This window comes from Rhodopseudomonas sp. BR0G17, from assembly GCF_010907025.1.
Lineage (GTDB): Bacteria > Pseudomonadota > Alphaproteobacteria > Rhizobiales > Xanthobacteraceae > Rhodopseudomonas > Rhodopseudomonas palustris_H.
Genome location: NZ_QUML01000040.1, coordinates 35,621 through 45,576 on the forward strand (window position 1 = coordinate 35,621; position 9,956 = coordinate 45,576).

Sequence of the window (9,956 nt, forward strand, 5' to 3'; positions counted from 1 at the left end):
GTCATTTTCATCAGTTGCCGTCATGGCCGGGCTCGTCCGCGCCCTCGCGCGGCTCAGCCGCGCATGGCGTCCGCCACCGCGGCGCCAATATCGGCAATGATCTTGTTCTGCTGGTCGCGCGCCACCGCCGCGCCGGTGAGATAAACCGTGACGATCAGCGGCGCACGCTGCGGCGGCCAGAGCACCGCGACGTCGTTGGCAGTGCCGTGGTCTCCGGTGCCGGTCTTGTCCGCCACGGCCCAGCCGGACGGCACGCCGGCGCGCAGGCGGGTGCCGCCGGTGGTGTTGGCCTTGAGCCAAGCAATCAGTTGCGCGCGCGACGTTGCCGACAGGGCATCGCCCAGCGTGAGCGCGCGCAGAGTCTGCGCCATCGCACGCGGCGAGGTGGTGTCGCGCGGATCGCCGGGCAGGGCTTGGTTGAGTTCCGTTTCGATGCGATCGAGCCGCGTGGTCTCGTCGCCGAGTGATCGCGCGAACGACGTGAGCCCGGCCGGCCCGCCGAAGCTCGCCAGCAACAGATTGCCGGCGGTGTTGTCGCTCAGCGTGATCGCGGCCTCGCACAGTTCGGCGATCGTCATGCCGCCCTCGACGTGTTTCTCGGTCGCCGGCGAATAGGTGACGAGGTCCGACTTGGTGTAGTTGACCCGACGGTCGAGGTTTTCCTGCTTGCGGTCGACCCGCGCCAGCACCACACCGGCGGCGAGCGCCTTGAACGTGCTGCACATCGGAAACCGCTCGTCGAGACGATGACCGATCATGCGGCCGCCGGCGGTGTCGAGCAGGCCGACGCCGAGCCGGCCGCCGCTGCCGGCTTCGAGCCGCGTGCACGTATCGGCGAGTGCGTCGGCTGCCAGCGCGGCGGAACTGCCGAACAGGCCTAAGCCGGCAAGCCCCGTCGCGGCCTTCATCAATTCACGCCGATCGATCATTCATCACCTGCTACGCAAAGATTTGCGCGATATGTATCAGGACGAAACGAGGCGGTGTTGCGGCCACTTTGTCATCGAACGCGACGATCGGGCGCGCGCCGTCGCGCCGATCTGCGACAGTGCGCCTCAGGCCGCGGCCGGGCGTCTGCAACAGCACTGTCATGCAGCATCGGTAATTCGCAGTCGATGTCTCGTCATCGACCGCCTGATGCGGATCGCACATCGCGCCCGATCGGGACCGCGCCTGCGCGATCGCATCGCCTCCGTTCAGTTCCCACGAAGGGCCAACTCATGCGCACCACCCTGCTGACTTCGATTACTTCCGCGCTCATCGCCGTGGCGGTCTCCGCCGGCGTCGCCGCTGCCGCCGATGGCACGATCGACAACAGCGCGCTGTCGAAATCCGAATTCCGCGATCACGCTCGCACCTTCGGTCTGGTCTACACGCTGCCGCAGAACGTCAACGACGTGCTCGACAGCACCATCCGCGGCCCGCTGAAAGAAAAGCTGCTGAACGCCAAGCTCGACACCGAAGCGCAGATGTTCAACATCCCGCACGTCACCGTGGTGCACGTCCACAGCGCCGATCCGGCGACGCCGGAGAAGATGCTGGCGGCGATGCCGAAGCTGCCGCCGGTGCTCACCGTCAAGCTGAAGACGTTCTACACCACAGAAGCCGCCAAAGGCGCCGGCCGTCCGTGGTGGTTCGACCTCGGTGTTGTCAAAGAAGGCAAGAGCTTCGACGACATGATGGCGTTCAACACCACCGCGACCGCGGCGCTGACTCCGCTGCGCGACGGCCCGCTGCCGCGCTGCACCGGCCCGGTCTATGCGGCGATGGGCGACGCCGCCAAGGATCTGGTCCGCACCGTCGGCGTCAGTGGCGTCAACGTCGTCAAGGACGGCAAGGAGCTGCGCTCGCACAATCCGCACACCACGCTGGTCTACAGCATGGCCAAATTCACGCCGGAGCTGCAGGCGCAGATGAACCAGGCCGCCAAGGAGTTCAACCAGATCCTGCCGGACGGCATCGACGCCACCTTCAAAACCGTGTCGATCGTCGAGCTCGGCTTTGCCGGCAACGTGCTGCGCGAGGTCTATCGGATCAGCCTCGAAGACGGCGCGGTGACGACCATCGCCACCGGCAAGACCGCGTCGCTGAAGTAATCGTCGTTGCCGGGTGTCCGGCACACGGCCAAGAAAAAGGGCGGCCTTGCGGGCCGCCCTTCGTATTCAATCGATCGCCGGCGCGCTTATTCAGCGGCCATCTTGACGTCCGGCGCGGCGGCGCGGACTTCAGCGTCGACCTGCGCTTCGAACTTGGCGAAGTTCTTCTGGAACATGCCGACCAGCTTGCGGGCGGTGGTATCAAACGCCGCCTTGTCGGCCCAGGTCTTCACCGGGTCGAGGATTTCGCTCGGCACGCCCGGCAGCGCGGTCGGGACCGCGAAGCCGAAGTAAGGATCGGTGCGGAATTCGACGTTGCGCAAGGAGCCGTCGAGCGCCGCGGTCAGCAGCGCGCGGGTGACCTTGATCGGCATGCGGTGGCCGGTGCCGTAGATGCCGCCGGTCCAGCCGGTGTTGACCAGCCAGCAGTCGACATTGTGCTTGGCGATCAGCTCGCGCAGCATGTTGCCGTACACCGACGGATCGCGCGGCAGGAACGGCGAGCCGAAGCAGGTCGAGAATTCCGGGGTCGGCTCGGTGACGCCGCGCTCGGTGCCGGCCACCTTGGCGGTGTAGCCCGACAGGAAGTGATACATCGCCTGCGCCGGGGTCAGCTTGGCGATCGGCGGCATCACACCGAACGCGTCGGCGGCGAGCATCACCACGTTCTTCGGCTGGCCGGCGCGGCCGGTCAGCGACGCATTCGGGATCGACTCGAGCGGATAGGCCGAGCGGGTGTTCTCGGTCTTGGAGCCGTCGTCGAAGTCCGGCTTGCGGTCGATGTCGCCGAGCACGACGTTCTCGAGCACGGCGCCGAAGCGGGTCGAGGCGGCGTAGATTTCCGGCTCGTTCTCTGCCGACAGCTTGATGCACTTGGCGTAGCAGCCGCCTTCGAAGTTGAAGACGCCGTCCTTGCCCCAGCCGTGCTCGTCGTCGCCGATCAGCGTGCGGTTCGGGTCGGCCGACAGCGTGGTCTTGCCGGTGCCGGACAGGCCGAAGAAGATCGCGGTGTCGCCGTTGGGGCCGACGTTGGCCGAGCAGTGCATCGGCAGCACGCCCTTCTCGGGCAGGTAGTAGTTCAGCGTGGTGAACACGCTCTTCTTCATTTCACCGGCGTACTGAGTGCCGCCGATCAGCACGATCTTACGGGCGAAGTCGATCGCGACGACGTTTTCGGAGCGGCAGCCATGGCGCTTCGGATCAGCGCGGAAACTCGGCAAATCGATCAGCGTCAGCTCGGGAACGAAGTTCTCCAGCTCGGCGCGCTCGGGACGGCGCAGCAGCGTGCGGATGAACAGCGAGTGCCAGGCGAGCTCGGTGTAAACGCGGGTCTTGATGCGGAAGGTCGGATCGGCGCCGCCGTACAGGTCCTGCGCGAACAGGGTCATGCCTTCGGCGTGCTTGAGGAAGTCCTGATACAGCGTCTCGAACTGCTCGGCAGTGATCGACTGATTACCACCCCACCACATGGTGTTTTCGGTGGTGGCGTCGCGCACCGTGAACTTGTCCTTCGGGCTGCGACCGGTGAATACGCCGGTGTCCGCGACAAGCGCGCCATCCGACGACAACACCGCTTCGCTGTTCTTCAGGGCGTGCTCATAGAGCTGAGGTGCACCGAAGTTCCAGTACACGCCTTTGAGATTTTTGAGGCCGAATTTGTCGGTGCCGTAAGCACCATTATGCACGCCCGTCTCTTGCACGAATAGATCCTCCTCGAATCCGCGTTGTCTCGATCGCGCGATTGCCGCCAACGCGCATCACTGGCCGCGGTAACGTCAATATATACCGCCCTGATCCAGTGGGGCGACTGAATAGTGGCGAACGAGGGGTTTGCCAACCCGGCCGGCATTATTTCGTTTACCGCCGAGCGACATTGCGCTGGCTCAAGTCATTCCGTTTTGCGGGCAATGTCAGCCATGCGTTTCAGCATGTCCCGCAATGCAACAGAGTTTTCCACGCGAGATGGAAAGTCGAGCCGCAGGGTCGCACGCTCACATTGCAGATCGAGACCTTCAGGGTCGATGCCGGTGCAGCGCCAGTCGGCTTCGCCAGCGCCGAGTAGCTGAGTTGCGTACAACTTCATTGTATCTGGATGATCGGCATTGATGTGCTCGACTGCCGAAGCCTCGACCTCGAGCAGCGCCTCTGCGCCGGCCAGATCGGTCAAGTAACGGTCGGGCGAAAGGTCGAGGATGCGGCCGAACCCGGCCACCAAATGCAGCCCCGAGCTCTCGATCTTGAACAGCGAGAAATCGGCAAAGTCGATGTAGCCCTCTGCCCCGGGATGCGCCGCGAGATACCGCCGCCGCCACAGCGGCAGCTCGTCGGGGCGCGCCGCAACGACCTTGCCGACCAACATGATCCGCGCGCCCTCGAGCGGGTCGCCGGCACTGCGCTCATCCAGCATCAGCGATACCCGCGGGTCGGCCAGGACGTTGCGGGTGTGGATCGCAAGGCGGGAGATCAGCAGCAGCGGCGAGCCGTCGGGATGGCTGGCAAGATTGACCAGTGAGCAATACGGCGCACCGTCCTTCTCCATCAGGGTCGCCAGCGCGCCCTCGCGGCGGCGGCGCAGCAGCGATTTGGCGAGCTTGGGGGCGCTGAAATCGGGGGTCGGCTGCATCGAACACCTGTCGATTGGAGTTCAGTTCCTGCCAAGGATTGGCAGGTTGGGCCCTTTGCAGCCCGAAAAACCGGCATATATCAGGGCCGGCTTTGGCCCGATCGCGCGAATTCGGAACCGGCCACATTTCAGCCCAGCTTGCATTGCTCGTTGACTGTGCTTTCTGGGCCACCTCACACCGCGGATCGCCGAATCGTTTCGCTGTCTCGCCACGCCGTTTCGGAAAGAAGCCTCATGCCTACAATCGCTTTGGTCGACGACGACCGCAACATTCTGACTTCGGTCTCGATCGCGCTGGAAGCCGAAGGCTACCGGATCATGACCTATACCGACGGCGCCTCGGCGCTCGACGGTTTCCGGACCACGCCGCCCGACCTTGCCATCCTCGACATCAAGATGCCGCGGATGGATGGCATGGAAACGCTGCGCCGGCTGCGGCAGAAGTCCGACCTGCCGGTGATCTTCCTCACCTCCAAGGACGAGGAGATCGACGAGCTGTTCGGCCTAAAGATGGGCGCCGACGATTTCATCCGGAAGCCGTTCTCGCAGCGGCTGCTGGTGGAGCGCGTCAAGGCGGTGCTGCGGCGCTCGGCGCCGAAGGACCCGGCGGCGGCTCCGAAGGAGAACGACGCCAAGGCGCTCGACCGCGGCCCGCTGCGGATGGACCCGGAGCGTCATACCTGCACCTGGAAGAACGAGCCGGTGACGCTGACGGTCACCGAATTCCTGATCCTGCAGGCGCTGGCGACCCGGCCCGGCGTGGTGAAGAGCCGCAATGCCTTGATGGACGCGGCCTATGACGACCAGGTCTATGTCGACGACCGAACCATCGACAGCCACATCAAGCGGCTGCGCAAGAAGTTCAAGGCGGTCGACGACGAGTTCGAGATGATCGAGACGCTGTACGGCGTCGGCTATCGTTTCAAGGAAATCTGATCGGGGCGGCATGTCGCCGGCGCTGCGGCTGACGATGTCGCTGCATTGCGCTACAATCCGCGACGCGCGCTTGGCGCGTGTCGGTAACCATCGGGCTGATGGCCATTGCTAGATCGCACCTCGCCTGATCCAGATGTCCGCGACACCGACGATGATTCCTCGGTGCGCGACGAGACTCCGGTGCACGGCCGCCGTTGGCCGCGGCCGCTCGACTGGGTGCGCCGTACCGGTCAGTTCTTCTTCACGCTGAGCTTCTCGAGCCTGACGCGGCGGATTCTGTCGCTGAACCTCGCCGGCCTGCTCGCGCTGTCGACCAGCATTCTGTACCTGTCGCAATTCCGCGCCGGACTGATCGACGCCCGCGCCCAGAGCCTGCTGGTGCAGGCCGAAATCATCGCCGGCGCGATCGCCGCTTCTGCGACGGTCGAAACCAACACCATCACCATCGATCCCGACCGGCTGCTCGACCTCAAGCCCGGTGAGAGCTACGGCCCGCCGGACGAATATGCGGTGCTGGATTTCCCGATCAATCCGGAGCGCGTCGCGCCGGTGCTGCGGCGGCTGATCTCGCCGACCAAGACCCGCGCCCGGATCTACGATCGCGACGGCGTGCTGATCCTCGACAGCCGCAGCCTGTATGGCCGCGGCGACGTGATGCGGTTCGAGCTGCCGCCGCCGACCGCCGAAAAGCCCGGGATCGTCGAGCGGGCGATGATCGCGATCCGCACCTGGTTCAATCGCGGCGACCTGCCGCTGTATCGCGAGCTCGGGCCGGAGAACGGCAACGGCTATCAGGAGGTCGCGCAGTCGCTCAAAGGCCAGAAGAGCAGCATGGTGCGCATCAACGACCGCGGCGAAGTGATCGTCTCGGTGTCGGTGCCGGTGCAGCGCTTCCGCGCGATCTACGGCTCGCTGATGCTGTCGACCCAGGGCGACGACATCGACCAGATGGTCACCGCCGAGCGGCTCGCGATCCTCAAAGTGTTCGGCGTCGCCGCCGTGGTGATGTTCGTGCTGTCGGTGCTGCTGGCCTCGACCATCGCCGGCCCGGTGCGCCGTCTGGCGGATGCCGCCGAGCGGGTCCGACGCCGCATCCGCGCCCGCGTCGAGATCCCGGATTTCACCAAGCGCCGCGACGAGATCGGGCATCTGTCCGGCGCGCTGCGCGACATGACGGACTCGCTCTACAACCGCATCGAGGCGATCGAGCGGTTCGCCGCCGATGTCAGCCACGAATTGAAGAACCCGCTGACGTCGCTGCGCTCGGCGGTGGAAACGCTGCCGCTGGCCAAGACCGACAACAGCCGCGCGCGGCTGCTCAGCGTGATCGAACACGACGTCAAACGGCTCGACCGGCTGATCTCGGACATTTCGGACGCCAGCCGGCTCGACGCCGAATTGCAACGCCAGGATGCCGCGCAGGTCGATCTGCGCCGGCTGCTGACGACGCTGACGCTGGTCGCCAACGAGACCCGGCTCGGCCACAACGCGCTGGTCGAGGTGAAATTCGACGGCCCGGCGGCCGATCAGTTCACGGTGCCCGGCCACGACTCCCGGCTGGGCCAGGTGATCTCCAATCTGCTGTCGAACGCGCAGTCGTTCTCGCGCGAAGGCGGCAAGGTCCGCATCCTGTGCCGCCGCCGCAAGACCGAGATCGAGATCATCGTCGAGGACGAGGGCCCCGGCATCCGCGACGAAGCATTCGAGAAGATTTTCGAGCGCTTCTACACCGACCGGCCGCATCAGGGCTTCGGCCAGAATTCAGGCCTCGGCCTGTCGATCTCCAAGCAGATCGTCGAAGCCCATGGCGGCAAGATCTGGGCTGAGAACCGGATCGGCCCGCGGGGCGAGGACGGCGAGCCGACCATCGCCGGCGCCCGCTTCATCGTCCGGCTGCCGGCGACATGACCGAAGCTGCGCCGCGCACCGTCCATGCCTCCGCCGTGAAGGTCGGGGATGTGGCGGTGGTGATTCGCGGCCCGTCCGGCTCCGGCAAGTCACGGCTGGCCTGGGCGCTGATCCTCGCCGGCCGTGCCGGCCAGCTCCCGTCGGTGGAACTTATTGGCGACGACCGTGTCTTCATGGAACCCGAACAGGGACGGGTGACGGTTCGGCAGGTGCCGGAGCTCGCCGGCATGATCGAAATCCGCGGTCTTGGCCTGCGGCGAACGGCTTCGGCCGCCTGCGCCGTCGCGGGCTTGGTGGTCGATCTGGACGCCGCGGATGCCTCGCGCATGCCGGAGGCGGCGGCATTACGGACCGAAATCGGCGGCGTCCAATTGCCGCGGGTTCCGGTCGGGGCCGGCTACGATCCGCTACCCCTGGTAGTGGCGGCGCTGACAACAACCGACGCCGCGGAGGAGGACGCTTGATTGGAGGTTTGTTCGCAGCGATTTGGTAACTATATCAGCCACACAATCGTCACTGAACGGCCCCGCCGCAGCTCCTCAGCGCCTTGCCTTCGACGGAGAATCGCGAAGACCCCCTTGCATAGGGGCTCTGGATGGTCAAAGTGACCGGTTCGCGCGGTGCACCACAAGCACCCGCGAGGAGTTTCCGATGATTGGTCTGGTACTTGTGACCCACGGGCGCCTTGCCGACGAGTTCAAGGCAGCGCTGGAACACGTGATGGGGCCACAGCAACAAATCGAAGCCGTCACGATTGGCGCCGAGGACGACGCCGATCTGTGCCGCAGCGACATCATCGAGGCGGTCAACCGCGTCGACAGCGGCGAGGGCGTCGCGATCCTGACCGACATGTTCGGGGGCACGCCGTCCAACCTGGCGATTTCCTGCATGAGCCGGCCGAAAGTCGAAGTGCTCGCCGGCATTAATTTGCCCATGCTGGTGAAGCTCGCCAAAGTCCGCGAGGAACGCTCGCTGCCGGAGGCGATTGCGCTGGCCCAGGAGGCCGGACGCAAATATGTCACCATCGCCAGTCGGGTATTGGCCGGTAAATGACGATCGACGCGCCTCAGCCCGGTTCCGGACCGGACCAAGCCTCCGGCGCTTCCGGCGATAAGATTTCCCGTGAAATCCCGGTCATCAACAAGCGCGGCCTGCATGCGCGGGCCTCGGCCAAGTTCGTGCAGATGGCCGAGCGCTTCAATGCCGAGGTCTGGGTCACCCGCAACGGCGAAACCGTCGGCGGTACCTCGATCATGGGCCTGATGATGCTGGCGGCGGGGATCGGCACCACCGTGACCGTCTCGGCCAGCGGCCCCGAAGCGCGCCAGGCGCTGGATGCGATCACCGAGCTGATGGGCTCGAAGTTCGGCGAAGAAGAATAGCGCCGCCGCCACGCCGGCCGGCCGGGCCGCCACACCGCCGGCAACTCACCGCTATTTCGCACTCGCCCCCGAAGGCAGCACCAGGAAGAACACGTCGCTGACCCGCCCGCCCGGCTGTCCGAACAGCGGCCGGCTCAGCCACACCTTGCCGCGCAGGATCTGCGGCTGGCCGGCGATGATCTGCTCGGCGGTCGCGATACAGCCCTTGTCCTCGGCCGGGCACACCAGCACGGCGCCGCGCGCCGCGGTCCGCTGCTTCAGCGCAGCGAGGTCGGCAGTTTCGAAGCCCAGCGTGTCGGTGCGCAGGTAGAACGCGGTATTCTCGGCCAGCACGGTTTCGCCGGCGACCAGCGGCACCGCCTCGTCGCTGTGCCGGCGCCATTCGCGGTCGACATGGTCGGCGAGCAGCGAAGCGTATTCGAACGGTCCCGGCGGATCGCTGAGGTGGATCACCAGCGCCACCACCGGCGACAGCGCCAGCGAGCCGAGCGACACCGCTGAGGCGACGATCAGCCCGCGCCGCACCGCCTCGCGCCCGACCGCGACCAGCGGCGAGGCCAGTAGCACGACCGGCAGCAGCGTGTAGGCCGGCATCGCCCAGAGCGGCACGATGCGGATGCCGGTGACGAGCGCCACCGGCATCGGCGCCACGATCAGCAGCAGCTGGATCAGCAGGATGGTGCGCCGCTCGGACCCAGCGGGCCATACGATGTCGGCCAGCGCCGCGCGGGACGGCCGCAGCACCACCGCGGCGGTGATCAGCGCGACCGCCGCATAGGCGATGGCGCCGGGCAGATAGGTCAGCGTATCCCGCAGGTTATCGGCCAAATCCGCCGACTCGTGCGCGGCCGCATAGGCGAAGGTCGGAAAGCCGTGAGCGGTCAGCCACCAGACGTGCGGCCCCAGCACCAGGCCGCCGCACAGGATCATCAGCCACGGCGCCGGTGAGGCGAACAACCGGCCGCGCCGCGGATCGATCAGCGCCGCCAGCCCCAGCGCGACGACCAGCAC

At 66.1% G+C, this 9,956-nt stretch carries 10 protein-coding genes and 1 pseudogene; 6 read left to right on the forward strand and 5 right to left on the reverse strand.

Annotated features, from left to right (window positions below):
* Positions 1 to 53 precede the first annotated feature (53 nt).
* Both bla and DY467_RS26275 read right to left on the reverse strand, forming a co-directional pair.
* The gene (gene bla, locus DY467_RS22530) at positions 54 to 929 is read right to left on the reverse strand and encodes a class A beta-lactamase (protein WP_164639091.1); all 876 of its coding nucleotides are present in this window, start codon (positions 927 to 929) and stop codon (positions 54 to 56) included.
* A 10-nt stretch (positions 930 to 939) separates the two neighbouring features.
* Positions 940 to 1,092 (reverse strand): hypothetical protein, encoded by a 153-nt coding sequence (locus DY467_RS26275; protein WP_205502666.1) that lies wholly within the window; start codon positions 1,090 to 1,092, stop codon positions 940 to 942.
* 128 nt (positions 1,093 to 1,220) lie between these two features.
* Here DY467_RS26275 and DY467_RS22535 point away from each other — a divergent pair, with 128 nt between their 5' ends.
* A complete protein-coding gene (locus DY467_RS22535) occupies positions 1,221 to 2,096 on the forward strand; it encodes a hypothetical protein (protein ID WP_164572006.1) in 876 nt (291 codons plus the stop codon).
* Positions 2,097 to 2,182: 86 nt separating this feature from the next.
* Here DY467_RS22535 and DY467_RS22540 read toward each other — a convergent pair whose 3' ends face one another.
* Together DY467_RS22540 and DY467_RS22545 are read right to left on the reverse strand one after the other, a co-directional pair.
* Positions 2,183 to 3,796, reverse strand: coding sequence for a phosphoenolpyruvate carboxykinase (locus tag DY467_RS22540; RefSeq protein ID WP_107342590.1), 1,614 nt, complete (start codon positions 3,794 to 3,796; stop codon positions 2,183 to 2,185).
* Positions 3,797 to 3,984: 188 nt separating this feature from the next.
* On the reverse strand, positions 3,985 to 4,719 hold the full coding sequence (locus DY467_RS22545) for a HugZ family pyridoxamine 5'-phosphate oxidase (RefSeq protein ID WP_164639093.1): 735 nt from the start codon (positions 4,717 to 4,719) through the stop codon (positions 3,985 to 3,987).
* 234 nt (positions 4,720 to 4,953) lie between these two features.
* Between DY467_RS22545 and DY467_RS22550 the strand changes: the two genes are divergently transcribed.
* From DY467_RS22550 to DY467_RS22570, 5 genes are all read left to right on the forward strand, one after another.
* Positions 4,954 to 5,655, forward strand: a complete 702-nt coding sequence (locus tag DY467_RS22550; protein WP_011155926.1) for a response regulator transcription factor — start codon at positions 4,954 to 4,956, stop codon at positions 5,653 to 5,655.
* Between the two features lie 105 nt (positions 5,656 to 5,760).
* Positions 5,761 to 7,563 carry a sensor histidine kinase gene (locus tag DY467_RS22555; RefSeq protein ID WP_164639094.1) on the forward strand — a complete coding sequence of 601 codons (1,803 nt, stop codon included), beginning with the start codon at positions 5,761 to 5,763 and terminating at the stop codon, positions 7,561 to 7,563.
* Complete coding sequence (locus tag DY467_RS22560) at positions 7,560 to 8,027, forward strand: HPr kinase/phosphorylase (RefSeq protein WP_164639096.1); 468 nt, start codon at positions 7,560 to 7,562, stop codon at positions 8,025 to 8,027. The genes DY467_RS22555 and DY467_RS22560 overlap by 4 nt, the downstream gene beginning before the upstream one ends.
* Before the next feature lie 187 nt (positions 8,028 to 8,214).
* On the forward strand, positions 8,215 to 8,616 hold the full coding sequence (locus DY467_RS22565) for a PTS sugar transporter subunit IIA (protein ID WP_011155923.1): 402 nt from the start codon (positions 8,215 to 8,217) through the stop codon (positions 8,614 to 8,616).
* A complete protein-coding gene (locus DY467_RS22570; protein WP_012494088.1) occupies positions 8,613 to 8,945 on the forward strand; it encodes an HPr family phosphocarrier protein in 333 nt (110 codons plus the stop codon). Before DY467_RS22565 ends, DY467_RS22570 begins: the two co-directional genes overlap by 4 nt.
* A 51-nt stretch (positions 8,946 to 8,996) precedes the next feature.
* Here the strand turns inward: DY467_RS22570 and DY467_RS22575 are convergent.
* Positions 8,997 to 9,956 (reverse strand): annotated as a pseudogene (locus DY467_RS22575) (glycosyltransferase family 39 protein); the annotation flags it as partial.

Excerpts from the sequence above, each read along its gene's own strand:
- DY467_RS22550 (WP_011155926.1), top strand. The coding sequence starts at position 4,954 with ATGCCTACAATCGCTTTGGTCGACGACGACCGCAACATTCTGACTTCG.
- DY467_RS22535 (WP_164572006.1), top strand. The coding sequence starts at position 1,221 with ATGCGCACCACCCTGCTGACTTCGATTACTTCCGCGCTCATCGCCGTG.
- bla (WP_164639091.1), bottom strand. The coding sequence starts at position 929 with ATGATCGATCGGCGTGAATTGATGAAGGCCGCGACGGGGCTTGCCGGC.
- DY467_RS26275 (WP_205502666.1), bottom strand. The coding sequence starts at position 1,092 with ATGACAGTGCTGTTGCAGACGCCCGGCCGCGGCCTGAGGCGCACTGTC.
- DY467_RS22570 (WP_012494088.1), top strand. The coding sequence starts at position 8,613 with ATGACGATCGACGCGCCTCAGCCCGGTTCCGGACCGGACCAAGCCTCC.
- DY467_RS22545 (WP_164639093.1), bottom strand. The coding sequence starts at position 4,719 with ATGCAGCCGACCCCCGATTTCAGCGCCCCCAAGCTCGCCAAATCGCTG.
- DY467_RS22560 (WP_164639096.1), top strand. The coding sequence starts at position 7,560 with ATGACCGAAGCTGCGCCGCGCACCGTCCATGCCTCCGCCGTGAAGGTC.
- DY467_RS22565 (WP_011155923.1), top strand. The coding sequence starts at position 8,215 with ATGATTGGTCTGGTACTTGTGACCCACGGGCGCCTTGCCGACGAGTTC.